The organism is Nostoc sp. (assembly GCF_036919815.1).
Taxonomy (GTDB): Bacteria; Cyanobacteriota; Cyanobacteriia; order Cyanobacteriales; family Nostocaceae; genus Nostoc.
Genome location: NZ_JBALCE010000032.1, coordinates 13,248 through 38,866 on the forward strand (window position 1 = coordinate 13,248; position 25,619 = coordinate 38,866).

Genomic DNA, 25,619 nt, shown 5'->3' on the forward strand with positions numbered 1-25,619 from the left:
ATATTAAAGCCTCAATCAGCAACCGCTCTTGGTTTAGCGGTTGATGAGGCGAACAGAGTTGTTAATTCCGAGCTAGAAAATAATCAGCCGTCTGAGCGATCGCTCTCCAATACCTCATGGCTATTTTCTTCGGGAGCCTCTTGTGACAAATTCGCTAAAAATCTTTGTAGTCTCATCCGCTCAATGTAAGGCCAGCCTCCCTTAGACTCAATATCTTTCAGTAGTGAGTAGAGTTGCCGACGGTTAACAGGTAAACTCTCTTGAAAAACCCCATCCCGGATTTCTCGGTGTAACTGCTCCAATTGCCGCAGCAAAGCCAAAAGAGCTACAGTATCGCCTTCACAACCCTGAACAGCATCATACACCACAGTGGCGATCGCTTGCTCCTTACAAGACAACTCTCCTGATTCAACATTTTTATTATTGTTCATGCCACCCTTTCCGTATAAATAATGAGATCAACTCAAATTTACCGGAGATTTTTAATTTTCCCTAGCTTGTCAGTCTAAATTCCTCTAATCAGCCTTGTCCTCCTGTCCCCGCATCCTCTGATTAGCCCTAGTAGGGGTGAATATAACTAGATTTGTATCTTTATCAAAAGCAATTGTGATCGCTCCTAAAAGAGCGTAGTAACCTTTACCATAGCCTCCACAGCAGCTAGATGTGATCAGGACGAGACTTTTTTGATTAAGAGTACTTTGATTTTGAGTTAAAAAAAATCGTATGATCTGGCTGATTTGCCCATCAAACAATGGGCTGTATGTAGTGGCATCACATACATAATACAAAAAGACTTGGGCAAGGGCGCTTTTGCCATAGGCAAGAGCAAATTGCGAAGCAGACACCCTCTTCGCGCTCTTTGAGGCAAGCACTTATGCCAGCTTGTATGGGGCTTACTCATCCACCCGCCCAACTCTCACAAATGCCACCAACAGTATAAACTGCTGGTTTTTTGCTCCCATCGTGACACACATCCAAAATGGATGCAGTGTGCTACTTAGTACAGAACACCACAAAAAGGGTATGGAATTTAATCATTCGTAGGTTGGGTAGAACGTAGTGAAACCCAACATCAAGTCTGAATGTTTCCGAACCCCTTTTACGGTGACGAGTACTTAGTCTGGGATTTATACCCCAAGCTCAAGAGAGCGAAACGTTTGACTACGTTTAGCAACAGAAAATTTTGAGCTGCGGCTGATAACCTAGACGCCCGGACACTTGCTTCAACTCTCTTAATCAGAGCAAAGCCGTGTCCGACCAAAAATAGCTTTTCGCAGAGTAGCGGCTTCTCATCAGAGATCAAAGCTTCGATGCAGTTTTACAACAAATCTATTAATTTTTGAGATTGAGGTTAACCATGAGGTATCGCGCTTTAATTGTTGCATTCTTGGCTTTGTGCCTGGGGCTAATAACTGCTTGTAGTGATGCTCCTGCTAGTAGTAACAGTAGAGATGTACTCACTTACGATCAAATTCGCGGCACTGGTTTGGCTAATAAATGCCCCCAACTAACAGAAACAAGCCGTGGTTCTATTCCCATTGATTCTAGCCAGTCTTATGCCATCAAAGAACTTTGCTTGGAACCAACTAGCTTCTTCATCAAAGAAGAACCTGCTAATAAACGCCAAGAAGCAGAATTTGTTGCTGGCAAATTGTTGACCAGATACACTTCCACCATTGATCAGGTGCAAGGAAATCTAAAAATCAACTCAGATAATAGCTTGACCTTTGCGGAAACTGATGGTCTTGACTTCCAAGCCATAACTGTGCAACTTCCTGGTGGTGAGCGAGTCCCTTTCCTGTTTACCATCAAAAACTTGGTTGCTCAAAGCCAACCCAGTTTGACCAGTATTAACACCTCCACGGACTTTGAAGGCACCTTCAAAGTTCCTTCCTATCGTGGTGCTGCCTTCTTAGATCCCAAAGGTCGTGGTGTCGTCAGTGGCTACGATAATGCCGTGGCTCTCCCCGCCCAAGCAGATGATGAAGAACTTACCCGCACTAACGTCAAGCGTGCTGAAAATCTCAATGGCAAGATTTCTCTGCGAATCGCCAAAGTAGATAACTCTACTGGTGAAATTGCTGGTACTTTCGAGAGCGAACAGCCATCTGATACAGATTTAGGTGCTGGCGAACCTAAAGAAGTTAAGATTCGCGGTCTATTTTATGGACGGGTTGAACCAACTCGTGCCTAAATCCTCTGAAGTAACGCAACTGACTGGCACTCAGAACGACAATTCTGTAAGTATCAGACTTGATCACAAAAGTTAACTTATTTACCCTCTTTTTTCACGAGGGTAAATAACTTTTTTACAAAGATAAGGAAAAGTTACATACAAGCCCTAACCCAAGAGTGGGTGGGGCGGTTGACTAAAAGACTATCTATGTACTTACAGCAGTTTTCAGGGATCTAGACCACGACTGAGATGGGGAATTGATAAGTAAAAAGTAGCGTAGTTAAATTACTTGAAAAGCGCTGTAAGTATAACAAAGGGCATCTCGCCCTTTTTTTATTGGCTTGCATAAATATACATAGTACTTTTTAATTTTTATTCGTAATTTTTAAAGATTGGATAAATTCCAATTGAATAGACAGGTAATTTTACTGTAAATCCAACTTTTGCTGCTCTAACAAAATACGGAGTAATTTTGTTTTGTTTCTCTAAATTAACTTCATCATTAATTAATTCAAATTAAGTACAATCTCGGTTTGATATTTAGTAATTAATTTTATATTTTGTTTATATGCAGTTCTAAAAAAACTCCAGATCATCCCAAAGATAAATAACCAACTAAATACCGATTTCGCCCATTTAAATTTTGCTCGATTGGCAAGCAACCTAGAGGATTTTTCTAGAAAAACTTTGTTATCTACCATAGTATTTGCTAGGAAATATAGCACGATATTCTCTTTAGATGTCGTGCGATCGCAGCTGAATTTAAAAGCGAACAATTAAATCTTTCTTTGCTCAATAAATAGGGTGCTATGCCTACCACAGTCACCAACGACCTAAAACATGAAATTTGGCAGTTGTTGCGAGAATATCAGCAATCTCCGTCAGAAAAAGTCCGCAATCAACTAGTAGAACTCAATTTTGGGCTTGTGAGAAAAGAAGCTCACTACTGGACGAATCAATGTCATGAAACCTACGATGATTTGCTCCAGGTTGGATGTTTGGGTTTAATCAGAGCTATTGAAAAATTTGAACTTTCCAAGGGACACGCCTTCAGTTCCTATGCTCTTCCCTATATTCGGGGTGAAATTCAACACTATCTCCGAGATAAAGGTGTCACGGTGCGAATTCCTCGCAAGTGGTTAGCCCTACAACAGCAAGCAATAGGAGTTTCACGTACTTGGCGTGAAAAAAATCATCGCCAACCTAACGACTCGGAATTAGCAGCAGCACTGGAAATTTCTCTAAACGAATGGCAAGAAATTAAATTAGCATGGATCAATCGCGCTCCCTTGAGTCTTGATGTGCCAATCCAAGACGGAGAAGAAGGCTCTACTTGTTTGGGAGAAATGGTTCCAGATCCTCACTATCGCAGCTTTCAACTAGCACAAGAAGACCAACTTCGCTTACAACAAGCATTGCTTCAGCTAGAAAAACGCACCCGCGATGTGTTGGAATGTGTGTTTTTGCAAGATTTGACCCAAAAACAAGTTGCAGCACATCTAGGGATCAGTGTAGTAACGGTTTCCCGTAGAGTCAAGAAAGGTCTGGATTCGATGAAAGAGCTTATGGGTGTAGCAGAAGATTGACTGCAAATAAACACCAACCCGCAGTTATGCTGGGTAGGCAGTGCTAAAAATAACCTTGAAATGTGAAAAATTAGGTTATAAAGGGAACATACTTTGCCTTTGTCCAAATTTAGGCAAGTTGATTTCCACTTTTAAATTTTCCAATGGCTTTTGAGAACAGCTCATGGGCAGAAATTCAAAAATTATAATTGCAGCTATTTTAACTTTGGCGATCGCTGGATGTGCTTCTGAAGATACACAACAAGCCATCAATCCTGCGCCAATTCCCAAAATAGCAGCAAAGTCGCCAGCGACGGGTCAATCCTTTAAGAATCCAGTAATACTTGCCAAACAGGAATTACAAGTTACTCCTGCATCTGCTAACTTGATTCAATCCACTAATCCTACAGAGCGGTCACGGCTAGTTGTCTTATCAAAAAATCGCAGTGACCCGTTTGCACAGCTTTTCGGACAGACGGTTGCCGGAATGCCTCAAACATCTGGAAAACCTGTTCCCGTGGTGCCGAAGCTACCTACTGCATCACTACCAAAACCAAAACTTCCAACACGTAGCATAGCTTTAAATAAACCTGTTCCCGTATTGCGTAAGCTCTCTACTGCATCACTACCAAAACCAAAACTTCCAACACGCAGCATAGCTAAAAAAGTTAATCCTATCTTGACTTCAGTCTTACCTAAGGTTTTGCCTCAAGTTGTCTCCAACCCGACTTTAGTATCTGTATTGCCACTGCCAGCACAACCTGAGTTAGCAAGGGGAGTACTTGTGACTGGTGTAGTTCTAATTAGTCAGGAACCACAGGCAATTATCAAAGTACCCGATGAGCCAACGAGTCGCTATGTGCAGGCGGGACAGCGATTAGCAGATGGCGTACTAATTAAACGTATTGAAATGAATCAGGGTTACAACCCCATCGTGATTCTGGAACAATATGGTATTGAAGTTGCCAAAATGGTAGGGGAAGGGGCTGTCAAGTCAACGCCGTCAGCTGCACCTGCTAGCGCCAATCCTGTTTCAGTGACAACGCCCCCCTCAAATCCTTCTAATGTTGGAGCTTCATAAAGATGGAGACTAAGGAAAAAATTGAATTCGCTGGTTTGCCTTTAGCAGTCTATAGAGAGATAGCAGCTCATTTACATCAAGTCGAAGAGGTAGAAGTGGATTTAATTCCCCAATCATCCCCAGAGTTTGATTACAATCAAAGTCAAATTGGGGGCTTGTCTATCTCGTGGACAGCAAACTCTGGTTCAGAAAGTCGGCAACGAGTTAACCAAATTTTGGCTTACTATCAAAATCGCTATATGAATCCTATTTGATTTCGTTCAAATCTAACCCTCAGATTCCCGATTTTCTAAAGAAGTCGGGAATCTTGTTGTTCATGAATGATTTGGATGAACCAACGTCGGACTAGATCCCCAAAGCAGGCTACGCCTCTCTTAAATTAATTATTCGGAATTTGAATAAGCAGGCGATGACGATGCTACTGACAACCCATATATGGATGAGGTCTAATTTTTGGGCGATGCCTTTGGCTGCTACCAAGCCAGGATGCATCAGTATTACGGATAGCGGTAATACCATTTTAGATTTTAGATTTTAGATTTTAGACTTTCCTGCGGAACGCTACGCGTAGCTTGCTTCCCCGGAGGGGTACGGCGTGAGCGCTCAGTCGAACGATTTTGGATTGTGAAACATGCATTGGATAAGCGTTTCAGGTTTCCATCTGTCGCAATCATTTTTCAAATTGGTGTAAGCTGATTTATTTGGGAACTTTACAACAACTGCGCTTTGCTCACGGTGAAGGTTTGGTAATCAAGCAATTAGGTGTGTCTGAAGTGGTAAGTGATGGCGTCCGTAGTTGGGAATATTTGTTTTTCCCATCCTTGGAAGCAGCAAATATCTACTTGAATGAACAGCCCAATAAAACCGGAATGCTGGTGCGTCCCTCTAACTTGGAAGATCTTTTTGTGGAATTAACGGGACGCTAGTTAGATTAACCTCATCCGCCTAACTGTCGCAGCATGGCTTCTACCCTGTTCACGCCATCTGAGTCATTGCGACGCTTGTACAAGTCACGGGCTTTCTGAAGCAAGCTGTTCGCTTGTTTAGTTTGTCGTCGCTGTTTATACATCGAACCCATTAACTCATAAGTCTGGGCATTGTTCTTATCCAAGCTGATTGCTTGCCCGTATGCCCAGGTAGCTGCACTATAGTCTCCTAGACGAGATTGCGTCACAGCCAATCCTAAATAGGCGTTAACGCTGTTACGGTTCAGCTGGATGGCACGACGGTAGCCTTCCTTTGCCCCGGCTGTGTCGCCCAAATTCGCTTTGATGTAACCGACGGCGTAGTAAAAATCACTGTTGTTAGGGTTGATGCCGATCGCCCGACGATAAGCAGTTAATGCCGCTTGGTAATTTCCCTGTTGAGCGTATAAGTAGCCAATACCTGAATGAATTTTAGCATTCTTGGGATCTAGGCTAGCTGCTTGCTGATAAACTGCGATCGCACCACCATAATCGCCGGTATCAACTAATTTCCGTCCTTCTTCTAGTAGTTGCTTTAATTCTGGGTTTTTGGCTTGTGCCACTAATACCTGAGCCTGAGCCACTGAAGGTATAGTGAAGGCAAAACATCCTAGTAACATCACACCAAACACAAATGATGTTGGCTTGTACACAGTAAATTTCCTGAAATTTTAGAGGACTTTTTTCTTGTACATTAAAACAAAAATATGGAGTTTTGAAAACTGTATTTCTTCGTATTGATTAAGATATTAATGTGTTCATTCCCGATTTCTTGTACAATCAGTGCGATCTCACAGAGTTTTTACACAAAAGATGAAGTGTGAGGTATAAATGATCAAATGACCTGACTCTAGATATAAATTCGGAGAATACCAGATTTACAGTCTTTTTTTATAGTAGTTATACTTAATAATTCCCCAAAAACCAACAGGTATCTCCCTTAATCCTAAATAGGCGATCTGCCAATGGCACTTCATATCCGATGGCTGCGATCGCAATCTAAAATTGTGTGAGAATATGTTTATAAAACCTATCTCAACCCAGGCTAATTATATATGTATAAATAAATTTACATTTTTTAGAGTATTTTAATAATAAATATCAACATATATCCTACTTTGGAGGCGAATTTATGATTATAACTACCACCGATGTAATTCAAGGAGGCGTTATTGAGTCATATTTAGGTATTGTCACAGCAGAAGTAGTCTACGGCAGCAATTTATTGCGGGACTTTTTGGCTGGTATTCGAGATATTATCGGTGGACGCACTGCTAGTTATGAGCGTCTATTTGAGCAGGGTCAACGCAAGGCACTAGAAGAATTAGAACAACGAGCAGAACGTTTAGGAGCAAATGCTGTGATTGGGATTGAAATTGATACTGGCACAATCAATCTTGACCAGTCAGGAGTTCTTTTGCTGATTACTGCTACTGGCACTGCTGTAAAGATGCGATGATCTTTTATTGGCTGTCTAATTACTTTATGAAGATTTTATAATCAGGGTTACAAAGTTTTGGATTAAGTCTCATTTTTTTTCAGATAGATTATTATATATAGCAGTTAATAACTGTATTTGAACTTCTAAATAATCATTAAACAATAAATAAGTATTGAATTTGATTAAAAATTGTTAAAGGCGGTTGCTTTTTATAACTAAAGATAGATTCATTAAATATTTATATTGATAGATGTAAAAACAGATGATTTAGTTGTTTAATTATTACAATAGGCATGAATATAACTGAGATATAGTTTGCTGAAACAGCACTGGAGAAGATAAGCAATGTCATACGTAAATCGGGCAGGTGATGAGGTTATTTCTAATGAGCCTGTGGTAGCAGGCCGAGTAAGTGAATATCATGATCTTGTTCGCTGGGGACCGATTATTTCTGGTTTGTTGGTTTCTTTAGCGACTCAATTAATTTTAAGCGCCATAATTGGTGCTTTTGCAGCAGGTGCAGTTGAAGGTTCAGGCGCACCCAGATCAATTGCGCCTAACGCTGCGGGTAATGCGGGGCTTTGGTCAACTATCGCTTTACTAATTTCCCTATTTACTGGTGGTTGGATTACAGCCCGTGCTTGTGGACCGATGAAGCGCAATACAGCTCTTCTTAACGGCGCAATTCTTTGGGCTACGACTTTGGCAGTTAGTTCGTTCCTATTGGCAAATGGAGTATCGGGTGCTTTTGGTGTTGCTGCTTCCAACGCTGGGGAAGTCTTAAACCAGGTACAACAGCAAGGTGGTATTAATGTACCACGAACAAACGTCAGCGCTCAACAATCTCGTGATATTGCAGCAAATATACGTTCGGGATTATGGTGGTTTGTGTTTGGTTCCTTATTGGGTTTAATAGCCTCAATGGTTGGGGCTGTAACTGGAGCTCGCAATGTTCGGACTAATAATTACAATCCTTAAAAAATTGTCGGTCAAACTTAATGTCATCAATTTTTAAAGCACCTTTTTACAGGTGCTTTTTGTTTATTATTTTAGTTTGGCGTTTGTAGCGTCTAATTAATTCTGCCGTAGTCATAAAACACTTAGAAATAAGAATTAAATAATATACAATTTATGTCACTGGCTTACCTCACCCTCAATCCCTCTCCGATATATTGGAGAGGGAAGCTAGAGACAGAATGAAGTTTTGCATTTTATTTAATCCACGTTCCTTAGGAAACAGAACCGCGACTTCTGGTGAGAAATCGCGGTTCTAGGTATTAGTTTATATCCAGCTACTTATATTCCTAGTTCACCACTTCAGATATGAGCCTTCAATTCCCTGCTCACGTCGAATTTTACCATCTTTTTCAAACCAAGCAATTACTTGTTGCGCTGTCAAATCTTCCATAGCAACACCGTACTCTTGGGCAATATGCTTCAAAAGCTTAAGTGATGAAATTGTCAATCTTGTTAAAAACTTTTCTGGGGAAGATAACAACCCTGCATCTACTTTTGCTGACTCTTCCAGAGTTAAAAATTGTGCTGATGGTTGCTGTGTTGGTACGTCCATAAACGCTATCTCAAACTTAGTTGATTATTGATCATGGTTAGTTGCTATTCAGCTATTATCCATTACCGAAGCTAGATGTAAAACCGGGTTTATTGATAAAACTTTTACTTGCGAACTTGTACCAAATAGCCACAACGATGTTCGCCGTTGATAATCCAGTGGGTGCGTTCTACGGTACAATCAGGTAAGACGGCAGCAAACATTTCTAATTCGTGACCACAAATGCTGGGGAAAGACTCGGCAACGTTAGAAATAGCGCAGTTATGCTCCATTAAGATAAAGCGATCGCTCTCAAAGCAGTCATTCACATCAACCGGGTGATATTCCGCCATGAAGCCTTCCGCTTTTCTGAACTCTACTAAGTTAGCTACACGTTCCCGCAGTGAACCGCTACCCACGCGATCGCGGTATTCTAGGGCTTTGCGCTGCCACTGTTTCTCTAAAATCGATTTAAATTGTTCGTGTCCCATCGTTTCGGCTAAGGTGTCTAGCAGCGAAACCGCAAAATTGCCGTGGCCATCACCAAAGCGATCGCTCATTGTTCGGTGCAAGCGATCGCGTCCCTGACGACTCAGTTGATAAACGTGTTGCGGACGCCCCATTCCCGCCGCCTGCACAGATGTCGAATACAAAACTAGCTCCTCCGTCTCCAAATCCTTGAGATGGCGACGAATCGCTTGGGGGGTAACGTCTAAAACTTCAGCTAGCTCCAAAGCCGTTGCTTTTTCATGTTTGTGCAGATACTCTAGGATATCTTGCTTGGTTGAGGACTGGTGGGTAGTCGCCATCTTCTGGTGCGAGACGCTCAACGAACGTCCCAAAAATTTCTTTGAAAATTTGACTTTAACAACATTGTTGTTGTTAATTTAGCGTAAAATGAAGATAACTTAAACAACATAGCTGTTGTTTTACTCTCCACCCCTATTCTAGCAGCCGTGTAACCATTCCGTAACGCGAGATGAAAATCGGCTAGCTAAGAGCTTATCTCCCATCCTTAAAGAGTTCTGAACACGAGAGATTATTACTGATGAGTGCCACTGTCAAAACCTTAGTCAACCAACCCTACAAGTACGGCTTTATTACCGATATTGAGTCCGACACTATACCGCGTGGACTAGATGAGGACGTTGTTCGCTTGATCTCCTCTAAGAAGAACGAGCCGCAGTTCATGTTGGACTTTCGCCTCAGAGCTTATCGCCAGTGGCAAAAAATGACAGAACCAACTTGGCCTAATGTCAAGTATCCGCCAATTAATTATCAGGATATCATTTACTACTCAGCGCCGAAACGCAAGAAAGAAAAACTAAACAGTTTGGATGAAGTTGATCCAACCCTTTTAGAAACCTTCGAGAAGTTAGGCATTTCTCTATCTGAACAGAAACGACTAGCAAATGTCGCCGTCGATGCGATTTTTGATAGCGTCTCTGTCGCCACTACATTTAAAGAAAAACTAGCGGAAGATGGCGTTATTTTCTGCTCATTTTCCGAAGCGTTGCAAGAACACCCAGAACTAATCAAAAAATACCTGGGTAGCGTCGTTCCCATAGCTGACAACTATTTTGCCGCTTTGAACGCTGCCGTATTTAGTGATGGTTCCTTTGTCTATATTCCTAAAGGCGTGAAATGCCCAATGGAACTATCTACCTACTTCCGCATCAACTCTGGTGACACGGGACAATTTGAGCGGACTTTGATTGTCGCCGAAGAAGGTAGTTATGTTTCTTACCTCGAAGGTTGCACCGCACCGATGTATGACAGCAACCAGTTGCACGCCGCCGTTGTCGAACTCGTCGCCCTCGACAACGCCGAAATTAAATACTCCACGGTGCAAAATTGGTACGCTGGAGATGCCAACGGTAAAGGCGGTATTTACAACTTTGTTACCAAGCGCGGTTTGTGTCAGGGTGTAAATTCCAAGATTTCCTGGACTCAAGTAGAAACAGGTTCGGCAATTACTTGGAAATATCCCAGCTGTGTGTTGGTAGGTGATAACTCTGTGGGTGAGTTCTACTCGGTGGCGCTGACAAATCATATGCAGCAAGCTGATACCGGTAGTAAGATGGTTCACGTCGGTAAGAATACCCGCAGTACAATTATTTCTAAAGGAATCTCCGCAGGTAATTCTAGTAATAGTTACCGGGGTTTGGTGAAAGTTAATCCGACTGCTAAGGGTGCGAGAAATTATTCTCAGTGCGACTCAATGCTGATTGGGGATAATGCCCATGCGAACACTTTCCCATACATCCAGGTGCAAAATAATGCTGCGAAGGTGGAGCATGAAGCTTCTACTTCTAAGATTGGGGAAGATCAGTTATTTTACTTTGCTCAACGGGGTATTTCTTCAGAAGATGCTATTTCGATGATGATTAGCGGCTTCTGTAAGGATGTTTTTAATCAGCTACCGATGGAGTTTGCTGTGGAAGCTGATAAGTTGTTGAGTTTGAAGTTGGAAGGCAGTGTTGGATAAATGGAATTAGAGGTAAACACAGATATATTCGCGTTCTGTGTTTATCTTTGGAAGAATAACGTAGACGCTTCGGCTTGCCGCAGGCTACCGCAAAGGACGCAAAGAGCGCAAAGTAAGAGAAGTAAGAGAAGAGAGAGTACATGATTATTGAAAATAGTGAAGTTGTGCTGTCGGTAAGGAATCTGACGGCTAATGTTGATGGGACACCGATTCTTAAGGGTGTAAATCTTGAGGTGCGATCGGGTGAAATTCATGCGATTATGGGGCCGAATGGTTCTGGTAAGAGTACTTTTTCTAAGGTGTTGGCTGGGCATCCGGCATATCAGGTGACTGGCGGTGAGGTGATTTTTCAAGGGCAAAATTTACTGGAGTTGGAACCGGAAGAACGCGCCAGAAGTGGTGTGTTTTTAGCGTTTCAGTATCCGTTAGAAATTCCAGGTGTGAGCAATTTGGATTTCTTGCGGGTGGCGTACAATTCCCGACGGAAAGCGCAAGGTTTGGAGGAAATAGACGCTTTTGATTTTGACGATTTGATTGAGGAAAAGCTGGATGTGGTGAAGATGAATCCCAGTTTTCTCAGTCGAAGTTTGAATGAAGGGTTTTCTGGTGGTGAGAAAAAGCGAAATGAAATTCTGCAAATGGCGCTGCTGGAACCAAAGTTAGGAATTCTGGATGAAACAGATTCGGGTTTGGATATTGACGCGCTCAGAATTGTGGCCAATGGAGTAAATCAACTGGCAAGTCCTGAAAATGCCACAATTTTGATTACCCACTATCAACGGTTACTCGATTATATTGTGCCTGATTTTGTACATGTGATGGCACAAGGGCAGATTATTACCAGTGGTGGTAAGGAACTGGCGCTGGAATTAGAGTCTCGCGGTTATGACTGGGTGCTGGAAGAATTTGCTGCTGGGGTGGGTGTGTAATGAGTATTCAAGTATCTCCAAGTCCAATACCTAATTCAAATGCAGTCAGTTTGACATCGACTCTGTTAGATAGAGATGATTATCTGACTGGGTTGTTAAATCAAGTAACCGCAACGAAAACAGAAGGTTGGTTGCAGGAATTACGCCAAGGTGCTGCTAATTGGGTACATCACTCGATTATCCCGACTACCCGCGAGGAAGAATGGCGGTTTACTGATTTGTCGTCTCTGCGAAAGGTGCAATTTAATGTAGAGACGGGAAATTTTGCATCTTTACAATTTGATATTTTGCCAGAAGCAGCTAATAGTCGTTTGGTTTTTGTCAACGGCGTTTTTGCACCGGAGTTATCCGCAGTTAGAGATTTGCCATCTGGAATTATGGTGAGCAATTTAGCTGGCTTATCTGTGGTTGAGCAACAGGGTGTACAGCAATATTTAGCTCAAGCTGAGGGAGCGCAGGAAGTTTTTACGGCTCTCAATACGGCTGGGATAACTGATGCAGCTGTGGTGTGGGTGAAGAAGAATGTGGTAGTTGAGACGCCAATTCATTTGGTGTTTATTTCGGTTGCTGGGGAAAGTGCGATGATTTCGCAGCCGCGTTGTTTGGTGGTGGCGGAAAGTGGTTCACAGGTGACGTTGGTTGAGGAGTATACGAACCGCCAAGACGCCAAGAGCGCAGAGGAAAGAGTTTACTTAACTAATGCGGTTACGGAAATTTGGGTTGGTGACAATGCCCAAGTGAGTCACACTAGGGTTGAGCGAGAAGGTGCAGAGGCTTTTCATATTGGGAAAACTGCGATCGCCCAATCTCGTGATAGTCGATATACTTGTCATGCCATAACTTTAGGCGCGAAGCTGTCACGGCACAATTTAGAAATTTTGCAAACTGGTGAGCAGACAGAAACTAATCTCAATGGTTTGACGATGATTTCTGGTAAGCAGTTGGGGGATACTCACAGCGCGATCGCACTTAACTATCCTCACAGTACGAGTAAGCAATTGCATAAGTGTATTATAGGCGATCGCGCTCATGCAGTATTCAATGGTAAAGTTTTAGTTCCAAAAGCGGCGCAGTTAACAGATGCAGTCCAGTTGAATCGGAATTTGCTGCTATCATCTAAAGCTAGGGTTGATACTAAACCCCAATTGGAAATTACAGCAGATAATGTCAAATGCGCTCACGGTGCTACCGTTAGCCAATTGGAAGATGATGAAATATTCTATCTGCAAAGTCGGGGAATTGATGAAAACGATGCTCGGAAGTTGTTAATTAACGCCTTCGCTGCTGAAGTTATCAACCAAATACCAGTTCACTCTCTGCGAGAAATCCTTTTAAACACAGTCAATAATCTTAAGTCCTTGACTAATGACTAATACTTCTCTACGAGAGGCTGCGCCAACGGCTTCTCTACGAGACGCTACGCGAACGCTCAGTACAAGTAACTAATGACTAATGACTAATACTTTTCTACGAGAGGCTGCGCCAACGGCTTCTCTACGAGACGCTACGCGAAAGCTCAGTACAAGTAACTAATCTACCAATGACTTTCATCACTACCAAAAGCCTTGCTGATCAAGTTCGCGCTGACTTCCCAATTTTACATCAGGAAGTCAACGATAAACCCCTGGTTTATCTCGATAATGCTGCGACATCACAAAAGCCTTTGCTCGTATTAAATACCCTACGGGATTATTACGAGCAATATAATGCTAACGTGCATCGTGGTGCCCATATCCTCAGTGCTAAAGCTACCGATGCTTATGAAGGTGCTAGAGATAAAGTTGCCAAATTCATCAATGCTGCATCGCGTCAGGAAGTTGTCTACACCCGCAACGCAACTGAGGCGATTAACCTAGTAGCTTACAGTTGGGGTATGAACAATTTGCAGCCGGGAGATGAGATTATTCTGTCGGTGATGGAACACCACAGTAATATTGTACCTTGGCAATTCGTGGCGCAAAAAACGGGTGCAGTACTGAAATTTGTAGAACTGACACCAGAAGAAACTTTTGATTTAGAACAGTTTAAAAAGCTGATTTCTGAGAAAACAAAGTTGGTGTCAGTCGTGCATATTTCTAATGCTTTGGGTTGTATTAATCCAGTGGCAGAAATTGGTGCGATCGCTCACAAATATGGTGCTAAATTCTTAGTTGATGCTTGCCAAAGTGTACCCCACTTCCCGATAGATGTACAGCAGATAGATTGTGACTGGTTGGTAGCATCTGGTCATAAAATGTGTGCGCCAACTGGGATAGGATTTCTTTATGGCAAGTTGGAATTACTGGAATCAATGCCGCCATTTTTTGGTGGTGGTGAGATGATTGCAGAGGTGTATTTAGAGCATTCTACTTATGCAGAATTACCGCATAAATTTGAAGCCGGTACACCTGCAATTGGGGAAGCGATCGCACTTGGTGCTGCGATCGATTATCTTAGCAGTATCGGTATGGATAAAATCCACGCCTACGAAGCAGAATTAACAGCTTATTTGTTCCAACAATTAGAGCAAATTCCCCAAATTAGAATTTACGGCCCCAAACCAAATGCTAAAGGAGAAGGTAGAGCCGCTCTTGCGTCATTCACAGCCGGAGAAGTCCACGCTAACGATTTATCTACATTATTAGATCAAGAAGGCGTTGCCATTCGTTCTGGACACCACTGTACTCAACCATTACACCGTTATTTAGGTCTTGCTGCAACCGCACGAGCAAGTCTATCTTTCTACAACACCCGCGAGGAAATTGATATTTTCATCAAAGCACTGAAGGAAACTCTGGACTTTTTTGCAGGTTTCCTTGCTTAAACTTACAAAATATTCAGACATTGATTGTGCCAAATATCAGCAACATATCTTGCTAATAATTGGCACAATTTAATTATCTGGATTCTTTACAGGAGCAACTAAAGTGTCATACAGTGACTTTACTTTAGATAGAGTTAGGAAAAGTTTTGGGTTAACTATTTCTGATAAAACTTATATATTTGCATCTGTACATAAAGTAGATTGTTCACCATTACTTGTAGAAGTATTGCGATAAAATGTACCTTTAGCTCTTGCTAGTAATACTGAAAAATCTCGTTCAGAGATGATTATTGCGCCTATTTTAATTGTTCTAAGGAAATATTTAAATAATCAAATAAGTTTATTTTCTGGTATCGATTTTACTGTTGATTCAGCCCAAGGTTTAAATGGAAATTGCGATTTTATTATTAGTCGTTCATCAGAGTTACTAATTCTGAACGCACCAGTTGTCACAATTGTAGAAGCTAAAAAAGAAAATATCAATGCAGGATTAGGTCAGTGTGTAGCAGAGATGTTAGCAGCTAAATTGTTTAATGAACGCGAGGGCAATAACATTGAGACAATTTATGGTACTGTTACTACTGGAACTAACTGGAAGTTTTTGAAACTTATTGGACAAGTGATTGAAATTGACTTGGGCGAGTATTATATTAATGATATATGTAAAATTATCGGGATTTTATCTAATATCCTGACAGAATAAGTATTTTAACTAATTCTGGAGGTTTGGTAAGTTTTGTGGTGAAGTCTAAATCGCAATTACAAAACTTAATTACGAATTACGAATTACGAATTACGAATTACGAATTATTTTAATATGCTTGTCAAGTCAACGCCTGCTGAACAAAGAACAGTCCTACACAACGTTAGCTGGGAAACCTTTGAAGCCTTGCTGAGAGACACAGGTGAAGATAGAGGTTCTCGGTTTGCTTATGACTGCGGTGTTTTAGAAATCATGACTCCACTTTTTGAACACGAAAATCCTAAAATTCAGTTTGACCGATTGATATTCGCTTTAGCAGTGGAATTAAAAATTAAAATTAGAAGTACTGGTTCTACAACATTAAAACGTCAACCAATAACAAAGGGAATAGAACCCGATACTTGCTATTATATTCAAAATGAGCCACTAATTAGAGGTAAACAAGAATTAGATTTAAGAACAGACCCAGCACCGGATTTAGCAGTTGAAATTGATATTACTAGCAGTTCTGTTAATAAATTTAATATTTATGCGGCTTTAGGTGTAGGAGAATTATGGACATATAATGGAGAAGTTTTAAAATTTTACCAATTAGTAGAAAGCCAGTATATTGAGATTAAGTTGAGTATAGGTTTTCCTTTAATTTCTGTTAGTGAAATGAATAGATTTATCCAGCAAAGTAAAACTATGGATGAAATTGATTTGGTACAATCCTTCCGCGCTTGGGTGCGTGAAAAGAGAGGTTAAAGCGTACCTCACTGATAAATATAATTACTGGCTTATTTTTTCTAAGATATGCTTGTCAAGTCAACGGTTGGTGAACAAAGAACAGTGCTACATAACATTAGCTGGGAAACCTTTGAAGCCTTGCTGAGAGACACAGGTGAAGATAGAGGTTCTCGGTTTGCTTATGACTGCGGTGTTTTAGAAATCATGACTCCACTTTTTGAACATGAAAACCCCAAAATTCAATTTGGCCGCTTCATTTTAGTTTTAGCTGAAGAATTAGGAATTGAACTGAGAAGTGCTGGTTCAACAACATTGAAGCGGAAAATATCAAAGCGGGGAATAGAACCAGATACTTGCTATTACATCCAGAATGAACTAGCTATTAGGGGTAAGCAAACTTTAGATTTAGAAAATGATCCACCGCCTGATTTAGCAATTGAGATTGACATTACCAGCAGTTCAGTTAACAAATTGGGGATTTATTCAGCATTGGGTGTAACTGAACTTTGGAGATATGATGGGCAAAATTTAAAGTTTTATCAGTTGATAGAGGGGCAATATGTTGAGTGTAAGTTTAGTATTGCCTTTCCTATAGTTTCAGTGAGTGAGATAAGCAGATTTATCGAGCAGAGTAAAAGTATGGGAGAAATTGCTTTGCTCAAATCATTTCGCGCTTGGCTGAGGGAGAAGTTAGAATAATGGGATCGGCAATGCAACCTTTTTTAGGAATAATTTACTGTATCTTGCTCACAAATAATTCTATATCTTCTAAAGCTTTTGAGTAGTTACTAATAGGAAGTTTAACATTACTCCCATCTGGCATTATATATTTAGACTGTTTGGGAAGCACAGACATAGGAATTCCAAGAGACGATGATACTTTTCCTGATGTGTGAAAATCTTTTATGTCTGAAAAATAAAAGTTTTCCCATTCTTGACTGGAAGTTGGGGTGAGTTCACAAGGTGCAAACAATGAAGGAAATTTATTAAATTGCTGGTAGCAAAAATCAATTAGTTCTGTTCTTATAGAATCAAATGCTGTTGCAACTCCATCCTTAATTGTATAGTTATTAAAAACAAACTCGTAAATTACTGGCAATTTCAGTTTAAAGTGTTCTACTTGATTATTAAAAGTAATTATTCCATCAGCATACTGCCTTAAAGCAGCAGAAGGATATTTTCCAAAAAGTAGCATAAAAAGACTTTTTATGCCTTCAAGAGAGCTAAAATCTGCCATCAGTGGAACCACGATTTTATCTGAAGAAACTAAAGCCATTTGTGTATATATAGAAAAGCTAGGATTGCAATCTATAAAAACAACCATATCTTTATAGGTTTCACTATTATACTCATATTCACATAACCTTCTTATAGCGGTCATATATTCTGACCATGCCTTTATATTTGCAGGATTAATGACTGCATAATTTAAAGCTAATGAAAGAGACTCTAAAAAAGAATCACCAGCTATTAAATATAAATTTTCAGAGATATTTTCATTGTAACGGTACACTGGAACTTGATATGAAGTATTAGGTTTTCGGAAGTTTGAATTTCCCTTTAAAAGCCAATCCATGAACCCAACTATATTTTTTCTAGTAGCTGAAGATTGTAGCCTCTGATTTATTTGGTATCCTTTTTTACCTCCTCCAAGCAAAAATTGAGAGATATTTGCTTGAGGACACATATCAATAACTAAAACTTGGGTTTTTGGGTTTTTTTCAGCATAAAGTGTTGCAGCGTTAGAACAAAGCGTTGTTTTACCAACACCGCCTTTATTGTTGTAAAAGGCATAAATACTAATGCTCATACGTAAGTTCCTTAAATAAAAATGGTGAAATTAGCTAAGTATAAAATAGCATATAGTACAGACGATCGCATCGCTTTCACTAAAACACAATTAAAATGCGATCGCACCCCACAAAATCAACTCAAAGAATCTGGATCTATCCCCAACCTTCGCAATTCTTGCGCCAGCCTTTGAGCGCGTTGTTCAGCAGTGTTAGCGCGTTGTTCGGCAGAGATCGCTCGTTCTTCTGGTGTTAAATATCTGACTCCTTGTTTGTCATACCAATACAACCAATCCCGCGTAATTCCCTGATAAGTTCCCCGTTCATGACCAATTGCTAAACCTATCTCTGTTAACCAAACAGGATTTCCTCGCTGCAATACATATTCCCCATTTACTAACCGATAAACTTCTAAAGGCGCTTTTCTACGGCGTTGGGGATTATAAACAACATAATACAAAATCTCCATCTCAGCATACATTTTCTTTTTGGTGCTGTATTCTCCACGCCGTTTATGAGAAACCACCTCCAGCGCCACGATTCGCATCACCTTTTCTTCCCACAACACATAACTCAAGCGCAAGTTCTCATCAAAAACTCGCTCGACTCCTAAGCTTAAAAACCCATCGGGTACAATCGGCGGTAATTCGGGATCGTAATATATCCCCATATCAACCCCAAAAAACCAATCCATCCGGTTTGTCCACAACCAAGCGAGGATGGCTTTGAGTAAACTGGGAATTAAATCTTGTAGCTCATTGTCCACAGGTCTATAGTCCGAATCGGGCAGATCCTCGGCTCCGGGTAAGCAGTGCAATGGGTTGTAATTTAACATGGTGGGTGCGATGTCTATGACGGGCTACGCCTACGCAAACTTATAATATTGATGATATCTATCTACCTCTGACTTTTTCTTGCGATAATTCGCAAGGGGGACGCGCTCCCCACTGGTTAGTAAAAGAGGGATAGATGACACTCAAGCGGTTGATTTTAATTTTTATACTGACGCCTATAGCAGTTCTGTTGGCAGTTTCGGCTTTATTCGGTAGTTGGCAAGAACCTCAGTTTCAAAGTCGCCTGGAACTGTATCAAACTAATATTGCTCTACAAGCCCAAGCTTGGCAATCAGAAGATAGCAACGATGACAATCTCCAAGCGGTTCGGGAAGCTATACTTGGTGAGCAACCTCTGGAGGGCGCCATAAAGCAGTATCAGGAGGCGCGTCAATCAGTTCAAGCTAATTTAGATAAAGTTAACAACAAACTTGCACAATTACGCTCTCAACCTGAAACAACTCTCACACCTCCAAAACCTCTACCGGACGTTGCTCCCACTATTAAAACCTCTAGACGAGGACAGCAACCCTTACAGCAGTCCCTCAAGCAATTAGAAAAATTACTCGCTGAATTAGACTTGCGGCTGGGAATTTTACAAGCACAGCAAGGACAGAAGGATACAGCCCTTAAGACTTGGAGCGCATTACAACAACGCTCAGATATTAATCCAGAATTTGGGCAAACTGCTGCTGTATTGACTGGACTGTGGAGTAATCCTCCCCGTCTCCTCCCAAATGCCCAAGAACCGATTCAAAAGAATTTAGAAGGTTGGTTTCGCTCTACTGCTTTGGTTCAGCTATACCAACTCCAGCAACGACAAGACGCTTTATCAGCAGTTAAGGCTACACAACAAGAAGCTGCTACTCAAGCGGTGATCAAATTAGCGCTTATTGGCACTATTCCCACCTTGGCAGCTTTAATTGGTCTAATACTGCTGATTTTGTTATTTGCTCAACGCTTGTTGAAAGGAAAAGCTTCTTTATTAGCTCAAAATGCTGATGTCCCTTGGTCAACGCCTTGGGATGGTGAAACGGTTTTGCAGGTTTTTGTCGTCGGCTTTTTCTTCATGGGGCAAATTTTTGTGCCTTTGCTGATATCGCTGCTACCCATACAGCGTCCCGTTACTGATGTGAGACTTCAAGCGTTTTCTGTCTTGGTTAGTTACTTGCTGGTAGCATCGGGAGCGTTATTAGTGCTGTATTTCTCTCTCAAGCGCTTTTTTCCCCTACCAGAATTTTGGTTTCGCTTCCGTTTTCAAGATAAATGGTTTTTATGGGGACTGGGAGGCTATTGTACAGCTTTACCTATAGTTGTGGTGGTATCTTTGATTAATCAACAACTATGGCAAGGACAGGGTGGTAGTAACCCTCTGTTGCAACTAGCCCTAGAAAGCCAAGATAGTGTAGCACTTGGTATATTTTTCTCCACAGCAGCGATCGCCGCGCCATTTTTTGAAGAAATTCTGTTTCGCGGCTTTTTGTTACCCTCTCTAACTCGTTACTTACCCGTGTGGGGATCGATTCTTGTCAGTAGTTTGTTGTTTGCGATCGCTCACCTCAGCTTGTCGGAAATTCTCCCACTGACTGCATTAGGCATTGTCTTGGGGGTAGTTTACACGCGATCGCGCAACCTCCTCGCTCCGATGCTTCTCCACAGCCTCTGGAATAGTGGTACATTATTAAGTTTGTTCACATTAGGTAGCAATTAAAACTAATAAACTACTGTTGCCCAAAACAAAAATATCTGCTTTTATCTCCATAAGTAGGAACAATTTACTAGTGATAATTGCTTGTAAGCATAAATACTCGCTGAAAACCAAATTAAGATAATGGCAAAAGCAAATCAAAGAATAGTGTTAAAACTATCTTGATTTTAGCCATTTTCGAGATATTAGAAGATTTCTCTGGCGCTTCTACGTTCCCACTAGCCACACAACTGGTTTGGTAATTGGTGCGATCGCGTTTCACGCCCGGTGGAAGCTTACGCAAAAAAATCCGGAAATAATACTGATGGACTTGTAAAAAGTGGTGTATGTAGCAGCTTTTGCTGATTATTCAGGTTCATTCTTCTCAGGAAAAATGTCTTACCTAAAAATCTGCAAAACTGCCACACCAGGGTTTGCAATCATCAAATCCACCAAAGTTCATTAAGGAATGCCAAATTTCCCGGCTATGCCGCAAGACATCTTAGCGTCCCATCTGGAAGAGAAGCACGCTGATTTTGGTTATTCGTCTTCGGGCTGACTCATACTGAAAAAATTAAAAATCTCTTAATTAAGTAAATATATTTACTTAATTTCTCATAAAGAATTTATTTTTATACTCGCTTATTAAGGAGCAGCACTCAGATGGCAAATTTCAACCCTAGCCACCCTACCAAACAACTTCTAGGTGGTTACTGTGGCATTATCCTTGGAGCATTTGGGGTTCATAAGTTTATTCTAGGATACTCTTCGGAAGGCTTTATTATGTTGGTGATTTCTGTAATTGGGGGTTCTTTCACCTATGGCATTTCCTTGTTAATTATGCAACTTGTAGGTTTAATTGAAGGCATGATTTACTTGAATAAGTCCCCTGAAGAATTCGTAAATACCTACTTTGTGAATAAGCAGGGTTGGTTCTAAAACTTTGTCAAGCTAGTAATCAAGGGTTTGTAGTAAGCACTTTATTGCTTAGAAAATAAGGACTAAAGTGCTTACTAATAACTTGCTTACCCATAAATTTCAACTTGAGAGATTATTATATTTATTTGTATTGATATGCTCATTATTAAATCTAAACAGCTTAACTGGGTGATGTTCTTCTTGCTGGGCATAGGGTATTTCAGTGTTGTATCTCATTTGGAAATCAACTATTTCTTGAAAAGCCTAATTGTCATCATGCCAATGCAGGTGGTAGCTATTATTTATGTAACTTACCTACGCTGGAGCCGGCGTTGACACTCAAGGAAGTACGATAAATTAATAATTTTAATATGGTTGACATTGAGTCGTAGTCCGATATTTCGTCTACGCTCAAATTAGAGACGCTTTTAGTCAGGCGTTGAATTTCTGTAGCGAATCTAAACACTTGCAATGCAACTTCTCCCAAAAACTAAGCTAGCCCCAGAACTTGACCCAATCCTAGAGAAAATTATTCTAGATGTTGGGGGCATGAAGTGCGCTGGGTGTGTGAACGCAGTAGAGCGACAGCTAACCCAACATCCAGGAGTCAAGAGTGCCTGTGTGAACCTGGCCACAGAGGTAGCAGTTGTAGAGTCAGAAACTGGTGTAGTAGATGCAGATGCACTAGCACAGCGATTAACAGCCGTTGGATTCCCGACTCAACAGAGAAAAGCTAGTGGCACAATAGCAGGCGAGATATCAACCTTACCAGATCCAGCAGAACGACAACGCCGCGAAATGCGCTCTTCACTGAGGCAGTTAACGATCGCTGCGATGTTGCTGGTATTGTCAGGAAGTGGACATTTTGGTAATCTTGGTAGCTCAGTGCTGCCAGTGCTAAATAACATCTGGTTTCACTGTGGATTGGCGACAGTGGCGCTATTAATTCCCGGTCGTCCCATTTTAGTAGATGGCTGGCTGGGCTGGCGGCGAAATGCGCCCAATATGAACACCCTAGTAGGATTGGGAACGCTGACAGCCTACATTGCTAGTTTAGTCGCGCTGCTTTTTCCCAAAATGGGTTGGGAGTGCTTCTTTGACGAACCAGTAATGATGCTGGGCTTTATTCTTTTGGGAAGGACATTAGAGCAACAAGCTAGAGGTCGCGCCGCCGCCGCATTTAGGAAATTACTAGCACTCCAGCCACTCTTAGCGCGATTGATTGCCAACCCAGAGAAAGGAGGAGTGGGATCTTCTAGTGTAGAGATTCCTGCTGAACAGGTGCGTGTCGGTGAATGGTTACAAGTCCTGCCAGGTGATAAAATCCCTGTCGATGGTGAAGTGGTGGTTGGTCAGACAACCGTCGATGAGTCAATGCTGACTGGGGAAGCCGTGCCAGTAATCAAGCAACCAGGAGATATGGTGACAGGGGGGACGCTAAACCAGTCAGGAGCGATCGCTATTCAGACAACCCGTATTGGAAGTGATACAACTCTAGCTCAAATCGTCGCTTTAGTAGAAGCCGCCCAAACTCGGAAAGCCCCGGTACAGAAATTAGCAGATACAGTCGCTGGTTACTTTACCTATGGGGTGCTGACAGCATCTGTATTAACATTTCTCTTTTGGTACTTTTTCGGCACTCACATCTGGACTGATATCACCATGTCTGGTGACATGCAAATGATCAGCCACACTCACCACTCCGTAGAGACGCGATTAATCGCGTCTCTACCCACTCCCCACTCCCCCCTATTAATCAGCTTAAAACTAGCGATCGCAGTTATGGTAGTCGCCTGTCCCTGTGCTTTAGGACTTGCCACACCAACAGCCATTCTTGTCGGAACTGCTATGGGCGCAGAACGGGGTCTGTTAATCAAAGGCGGCGACGTTTTAGAAAAAGTACACCAACTAGACACCGTAGTATTTGATAAAACTGGCACTCTGACCACGGGTAATCCCATCGTCACAGATTGTCTATTAATCTCAGAAATGGGTACTGAGATTCCCTACTCCCTACTCCAACTAGCAGCAGCCGTAGAAAGCGGTACTCACCATCCTCTAGCAAAAGCGATTCAGCAAGAAGCACAGCAACAACAGTTATCTATTCCAAAGGCTGTGGATTTTCACACGGAACCAGGACTAGGTGTATCTGCTGTGGTAGAGGGTACAGTTGTGCTGTTGGGTAACTGGGACTGGTTCAATTGGCACGGTATTGCCATTAGTGAAACTGCACAACAGCTAGCACGGGATTTAGCAACAGATGGTAAAACAGTCGTTTGCGTAGCAGTTGGGGGAACTTTAGCCGGACTGATTGCTGTTTCTGATACCCTCAGACCAGATGCCCAATCCACCGTAAACAAATTGCGTCAGATGGGCTTACGGGTAATGTTGCTCAGTGGCGATCGCCCAGAAACAGCTAGCGCGATCGCCAAACAACTAGGATTAGATAGCGCTGATGTAATAGCAGGTGTCCCCCCAGCGAAAAAAGCGGCGGCAATACAAGCCCTCCAGTTAGAAGGAACAAGGGGACAAGGAGACAAGGAGACAAAGAAAACTCCCCACTCAATTGTCGCAATGGTGGGAGATGGAATCAACGATGCTCCAGCTTTATCACAAGCAGATGTCGGAATTGCTTTACACTCCGGGACAGATGTGGCGATGGAAACTGCTGAAATTGTCCTAATGCGCGATCGCTTAAACGATGTCGTCGAATCTATTCAGCTTAGTCGCGCCACCTTCAACAAAATCCGCCAAAATTTATTCTGGGCTTTTGCATATAATACAGTTGGCATTCCTTTAGCAGCTGGTGTTTTGTTTCCTAGTCTAGGTTTTGTCCTTAACCCATCTGGTGCTGCTGCATTAATGGCTTTTAGCTCTGTTAGCGTCGTCACAAACTCAATATTATTACGGCGATTAGCTCATCACCCGTAAATGCTCTTTTGCACGTAAAATTTCCCAGCACAAATCTTGGTTATTCCCATATCAAGTTGAACTGAGTCGCCCCGTCAGTTTTTACGCAGCCCACAAAACCTCTTGAAACATCTACTAAAGCTCTCATAGCTACTGGAGTAGAACGGCCATGTTCTACTCTTTCAAGGTATTATGCAACTTTAAAGCTTATTTAGATCAGCACCATAGACTTATGGTGCGCCAGAATCGCAGGATACAATACTAAACAAATCTTGATTTATCACAGTTCCACCGATTTGTCAATGGCAGCAGAACCCAATGAAAACCATCTACTGATTATTGAAGACGATCAAGGTCGCAAAGAATTTTCTCTGGATCACCCCGTCTACTCTATCGGTAGAGACCGCGATTGTAATATCCGTTTGATGTCGCAGTTTGTCTCACGCCGCCATGCCACATTAGTGAGATTGCCACGAGGGCATAATAGTCATAGCTACTATTACCGGATTGTAGATGGCGATGCTAAAGGTAAGCCTAGTTCTAACGGTTTGATGATTAATGGACGCAAGATACCAGCCCACGATCTCAGAAATGAAGACGAGATCGTTTTTGGGCCTCAAGTACGTGCCATTTATTACCTTTTAAGAGATACTCAGCGTTTGGGACAAACGGATTCGAGCGAATACGACATTACACTAATAAACCCCGGTATGACCGAGGATTTAGAGGATATAGGAGACTGAATTATAACTACTATTAACAATTCAAAATTCAGAACCTTTTTAGACGGAGCGAAAAGTGTGGTCATCTCCCATGCGCTAAAGCATCTCCAAGAGTTGGAGAGACGCTTTATATCATGTCCGCTTGATTACTTATAGGACTTACGCAAAAGTACACGCCCTCCGGGGCAATACCCTGCGGGAAGCTAAGCTACATGAATTGCCCCTACTTGAAAATAAGGGTTTCGATTATTGTTTGCGTAAGTCCTAAAATTATCCAATCTTGTGGAGTGGGCATCTTGCCCGCCCATAGTTAAAGGCGGGCAAGATGCC

The 25,619-nt window shown here is 41.7% G+C and carries 24 protein-coding genes and 2 pseudogenes; 18 read left to right on the plus strand and 8 right to left on the minus strand.

Features of this window, described 5'->3' with window-relative positions; all coding sequences use genetic code 11:
* Nucleotides 1-83: 83 nt before the first annotated feature.
* Both V7K15_RS09390 and V7K15_RS09395 read right to left on the minus strand, forming a co-directional pair.
* Nucleotides 84-431 (minus strand): hypothetical protein, encoded by a 348-nt coding sequence (locus tag V7K15_RS09390; RefSeq protein ID WP_334905080.1) that lies wholly within the window; start codon nt 429-431, stop codon nt 84-86.
* Nucleotides 432-515: 84 nt separating this feature from the next.
* The gene (locus V7K15_RS09395; RefSeq protein ID WP_334905081.1) at nt 516-845 is read right to left on the minus strand and encodes a hypothetical protein; all 330 of its coding nucleotides are present in this window, start codon (nt 843-845) and stop codon (nt 516-518) included.
* Between the two features lie 512 nt (nt 846-1,357).
* Here V7K15_RS09395 and V7K15_RS09400 point away from each other — a divergent pair.
* The 5 genes and pseudogenes from V7K15_RS09400 to V7K15_RS09420 form a co-directional block, all read left to right on the plus strand.
* The gene (locus tag V7K15_RS09400; RefSeq protein ID WP_334905083.1) at nt 1,358-2,194 is read left to right on the plus strand and encodes a photosystem II manganese-stabilizing polypeptide; all 837 of its coding nucleotides are present in this window, start codon (nt 1,358-1,360) and stop codon (nt 2,192-2,194) included.
* Between the two features lie 791 nt (nt 2,195-2,985).
* Nucleotides 2,986-3,762: an RNA polymerase sigma factor SigF gene (locus tag V7K15_RS09405; RefSeq protein WP_334905084.1), complete on the plus strand. Its 777-nt coding sequence runs from the start codon at nt 2,986-2,988 to the stop codon at nt 3,760-3,762.
* Between the two features lie 163 nt (nt 3,763-3,925).
* Nucleotides 3,926-4,822: a hypothetical protein gene (locus tag V7K15_RS09410; protein WP_334905085.1), complete on the plus strand. Its 897-nt coding sequence runs from the start codon at nt 3,926-3,928 to the stop codon at nt 4,820-4,822.
* 2 nt (nt 4,823-4,824) lie between these two features.
* Nucleotides 4,825-5,076: a hypothetical protein gene (locus V7K15_RS09415; RefSeq protein WP_334905087.1), complete on the plus strand. Its 252-nt coding sequence runs from the start codon at nt 4,825-4,827 to the stop codon at nt 5,074-5,076.
* 435 nt (nt 5,077-5,511) lie between these two features.
* Nucleotides 5,512-5,748 (plus strand): annotated as a pseudogene (locus V7K15_RS09420) (ABC transporter ATP-binding protein); the annotation flags it as partial.
* Nucleotides 5,749-5,759: 11 nt separating this feature from the next.
* Here the strand turns inward: V7K15_RS09420 and V7K15_RS09425 are convergent.
* Nucleotides 5,760-6,440 carry a tetratricopeptide repeat protein gene (locus V7K15_RS09425; protein WP_334905089.1) on the minus strand — a complete coding sequence of 227 codons (681 nt, stop codon included), beginning with the start codon at nt 6,438-6,440 and terminating at the stop codon, nt 5,760-5,762.
* Between the two features lie 479 nt (nt 6,441-6,919).
* Here V7K15_RS09425 and V7K15_RS09430 point away from each other — a divergent pair, with 479 nt between their 5' ends.
* Nucleotides 6,920-7,246, plus strand: a complete 327-nt coding sequence (locus V7K15_RS09430; protein ID WP_334905091.1) for a YbjQ family protein — start codon at nt 6,920-6,922, stop codon at nt 7,244-7,246.
* A 327-nt stretch (nt 7,247-7,573) separates the two neighbouring features.
* The gene (locus V7K15_RS09435; RefSeq protein WP_334905092.1) at nt 7,574-8,206 is read left to right on the plus strand and encodes a hypothetical protein; all 633 of its coding nucleotides are present in this window, start codon (nt 7,574-7,576) and stop codon (nt 8,204-8,206) included.
* A gap of 331 nt (nt 8,207-8,537) precedes the next feature.
* On the opposite strand, the gene V7K15_RS09440 is transcribed toward V7K15_RS09435, so the two are convergent.
* A complete protein-coding gene (locus V7K15_RS09440) occupies nt 8,538-8,798 on the minus strand; it encodes a hypothetical protein (protein WP_334905094.1) in 261 nt (86 codons plus the stop codon).
* 104 nt (nt 8,799-8,902) lie between these two features.
* Nucleotides 8,903-9,586 carry an iron-sulfur cluster biosynthesis transcriptional regulator SufR gene (gene sufR, locus V7K15_RS09445; protein WP_334905096.1) on the minus strand — a complete coding sequence of 228 codons (684 nt, stop codon included), beginning with the start codon at nt 9,584-9,586 and terminating at the stop codon, nt 8,903-8,905.
* Between the two features lie 239 nt (nt 9,587-9,825).
* Here sufR and sufB point away from each other — a divergent pair, with 239 nt between their 5' ends.
* The 7 genes and pseudogenes from sufB (at nt 9,826) to V7K15_RS09480 (ending at nt 17,128) form a co-directional block, all read left to right on the plus strand.
* Nucleotides 9,826-11,265 (plus strand): Fe-S cluster assembly protein SufB, encoded by a 1,440-nt coding sequence (gene sufB / locus V7K15_RS09450; RefSeq protein WP_334905098.1) that lies wholly within the window; start codon nt 9,826-9,828, stop codon nt 11,263-11,265.
* 140 nt (nt 11,266-11,405) lie between these two features.
* Nucleotides 11,406-12,194, plus strand: coding sequence for a Fe-S cluster assembly ATPase SufC (gene sufC, locus V7K15_RS09455; RefSeq protein ID WP_334905100.1), 789 nt, complete (start codon nt 11,406-11,408; stop codon nt 12,192-12,194).
* Entirely contained in the window at nt 12,194-13,567 is a 1,374-nt protein-coding gene (gene sufD / locus V7K15_RS09460) for a Fe-S cluster assembly protein SufD (RefSeq protein WP_334905102.1), read from the plus strand. The genes sufC and sufD overlap by 1 nt, the downstream gene beginning before the upstream one ends.
* Nucleotides 13,568-13,734: 167 nt before the next feature.
* The gene (locus tag V7K15_RS09465; RefSeq protein ID WP_334905104.1) at nt 13,735-14,997 is read left to right on the plus strand and encodes a cysteine desulfurase; all 1,263 of its coding nucleotides are present in this window, start codon (nt 13,735-13,737) and stop codon (nt 14,995-14,997) included.
* A gap of 103 nt (nt 14,998-15,100) precedes the next feature.
* A pseudogene (locus V7K15_RS09470) lies at nt 15,101-15,700 on the plus strand (hypothetical protein).
* A gap of 114 nt (nt 15,701-15,814) precedes the next feature.
* Nucleotides 15,815-16,447, plus strand: a complete 633-nt coding sequence (locus V7K15_RS09475) for a Uma2 family endonuclease (RefSeq protein ID WP_334905106.1) — start codon at nt 15,815-15,817, stop codon at nt 16,445-16,447.
* A 48-nt stretch (nt 16,448-16,495) separates the two neighbouring features.
* Nucleotides 16,496-17,128 carry a Uma2 family endonuclease gene (locus V7K15_RS09480; protein WP_334905108.1) on the plus strand — a complete coding sequence of 211 codons (633 nt, stop codon included), beginning with the start codon at nt 16,496-16,498 and terminating at the stop codon, nt 17,126-17,128.
* Between the two features lie 34 nt (nt 17,129-17,162).
* On the opposite strand, the gene V7K15_RS09485 is transcribed toward V7K15_RS09480, so the two are convergent.
* Both V7K15_RS09485 and V7K15_RS09490 read right to left on the minus strand, forming a co-directional pair.
* Nucleotides 17,163-18,239 (minus strand): ParA family protein, encoded by a 1,077-nt coding sequence (locus tag V7K15_RS09485; RefSeq protein WP_334905109.1) that lies wholly within the window; start codon nt 18,237-18,239, stop codon nt 17,163-17,165.
* Nucleotides 18,240-18,355: 116 nt separating this feature from the next.
* Nucleotides 18,356-19,054 carry a Uma2 family endonuclease gene (locus V7K15_RS09490; RefSeq protein ID WP_334905111.1) on the minus strand — a complete coding sequence of 233 codons (699 nt, stop codon included), beginning with the start codon at nt 19,052-19,054 and terminating at the stop codon, nt 18,356-18,358.
* A gap of 134 nt (nt 19,055-19,188) precedes the next feature.
* Between V7K15_RS09490 and V7K15_RS09495 the strand changes: the two genes are divergently transcribed.
* Nucleotides 19,189-20,763: a CPBP family glutamic-type intramembrane protease gene (locus V7K15_RS09495; RefSeq protein ID WP_334905113.1), complete on the plus strand. Its 1,575-nt coding sequence runs from the start codon at nt 19,189-19,191 to the stop codon at nt 20,761-20,763.
* Between the two features lie 112 nt (nt 20,764-20,875).
* Here V7K15_RS09495 and V7K15_RS09500 read toward each other — a convergent pair whose 3' ends face one another.
* A complete protein-coding gene (locus V7K15_RS09500) occupies nt 20,876-21,043 on the minus strand; it encodes a hypothetical protein (RefSeq protein WP_334905115.1) in 168 nt (55 codons plus the stop codon).
* Between the two features lie 359 nt (nt 21,044-21,402).
* Between V7K15_RS09500 and V7K15_RS09505 the strand changes: the two genes are divergently transcribed.
* The 3 genes from V7K15_RS09505 to V7K15_RS09515 all read left to right on the plus strand — a co-directional run bounded on the left by V7K15_RS09505 (nt 21,403) and on the right by V7K15_RS09515 (nt 25,310).
* On the plus strand, nt 21,403-21,678 hold the full coding sequence (locus tag V7K15_RS09505; RefSeq protein WP_334905117.1) for a TM2 domain-containing protein: 276 nt from the start codon (nt 21,403-21,405) through the stop codon (nt 21,676-21,678).
* A gap of 450 nt (nt 21,679-22,128) precedes the next feature.
* Complete coding sequence (locus V7K15_RS09510) at nt 22,129-24,588, plus strand: heavy metal translocating P-type ATPase (RefSeq protein WP_334905119.1); 2,460 nt, start codon at nt 22,129-22,131, stop codon at nt 24,586-24,588.
* A 281-nt stretch (nt 24,589-24,869) separates the two neighbouring features.
* On the plus strand, nt 24,870-25,310 hold the full coding sequence (locus V7K15_RS09515; RefSeq protein ID WP_334905121.1) for an FHA domain-containing protein: 441 nt from the start codon (nt 24,870-24,872) through the stop codon (nt 25,308-25,310).
* Nucleotides 25,311-25,619: the final 309 nt, after the last annotated feature.

Coding starts and splice junctions, on each gene's coding strand:
- V7K15_RS09465 (WP_334905104.1), top strand. CDS start 13,735: ATGACTTTCATCACTACCAAAAGCCTTGCTGATCAAGTTCGCGCTGAC.
- V7K15_RS09495 (WP_334905113.1), top strand. CDS start 19,189: ATGACACTCAAGCGGTTGATTTTAATTTTTATACTGACGCCTATAGCA.
- V7K15_RS09410 (WP_334905085.1), top strand. CDS start 3,926: ATGGGCAGAAATTCAAAAATTATAATTGCAGCTATTTTAACTTTGGCG.
- V7K15_RS09415 (WP_334905087.1), top strand. CDS start 4,825: ATGGAGACTAAGGAAAAAATTGAATTCGCTGGTTTGCCTTTAGCAGTC.
- V7K15_RS09435 (WP_334905092.1), top strand. CDS start 7,574: ATGTCATACGTAAATCGGGCAGGTGATGAGGTTATTTCTAATGAGCCT.
- V7K15_RS09475 (WP_334905106.1), top strand. CDS start 15,815: ATGCTTGTCAAGTCAACGCCTGCTGAACAAAGAACAGTCCTACACAAC.
- sufC (WP_334905100.1), top strand. CDS start 11,406: ATGATTATTGAAAATAGTGAAGTTGTGCTGTCGGTAAGGAATCTGACG.
- V7K15_RS09430 (WP_334905091.1), top strand. CDS start 6,920: ATGATTATAACTACCACCGATGTAATTCAAGGAGGCGTTATTGAGTCA.
- V7K15_RS09390 (WP_334905080.1), bottom strand. CDS start 431: ATGAACAATAATAAAAATGTTGAATCAGGAGAGTTGTCTTGTAAGGAG.
- V7K15_RS09510 (WP_334905119.1), top strand. CDS start 22,129: ATGCAACTTCTCCCAAAAACTAAGCTAGCCCCAGAACTTGACCCAATC.
- V7K15_RS09485 (WP_334905109.1), bottom strand. CDS start 18,239: ATGAGCATTAGTATTTATGCCTTTTACAACAATAAAGGCGGTGTTGGT.
- V7K15_RS09405 (WP_334905084.1), top strand. CDS start 2,986: ATGCCTACCACAGTCACCAACGACCTAAAACATGAAATTTGGCAGTTG.
- V7K15_RS09480 (WP_334905108.1), top strand. CDS start 16,496: ATGCTTGTCAAGTCAACGGTTGGTGAACAAAGAACAGTGCTACATAAC.
- sufR (WP_334905096.1), bottom strand. CDS start 9,586: ATGGCGACTACCCACCAGTCCTCAACCAAGCAAGATATCCTAGAGTAT.
- V7K15_RS09400 (WP_334905083.1), top strand. CDS start 1,358: ATGAGGTATCGCGCTTTAATTGTTGCATTCTTGGCTTTGTGCCTGGGG.
- V7K15_RS09515 (WP_334905121.1), top strand. CDS start 24,870: ATGGCAGCAGAACCCAATGAAAACCATCTACTGATTATTGAAGACGAT.
- V7K15_RS09505 (WP_334905117.1), top strand. CDS start 21,403: ATGGCAAATTTCAACCCTAGCCACCCTACCAAACAACTTCTAGGTGGT.
- V7K15_RS09490 (WP_334905111.1), bottom strand. CDS start 19,054: ATGTTAAATTACAACCCATTGCACTGCTTACCCGGAGCCGAGGATCTG.
- sufD (WP_334905102.1), top strand. CDS start 12,194: ATGAGTATTCAAGTATCTCCAAGTCCAATACCTAATTCAAATGCAGTC.
- V7K15_RS09440 (WP_334905094.1), bottom strand. CDS start 8,798: ATGGACGTACCAACACAGCAACCATCAGCACAATTTTTAACTCTGGAA.
- sufB (WP_334905098.1), top strand. CDS start 9,826: ATGAGTGCCACTGTCAAAACCTTAGTCAACCAACCCTACAAGTACGGC.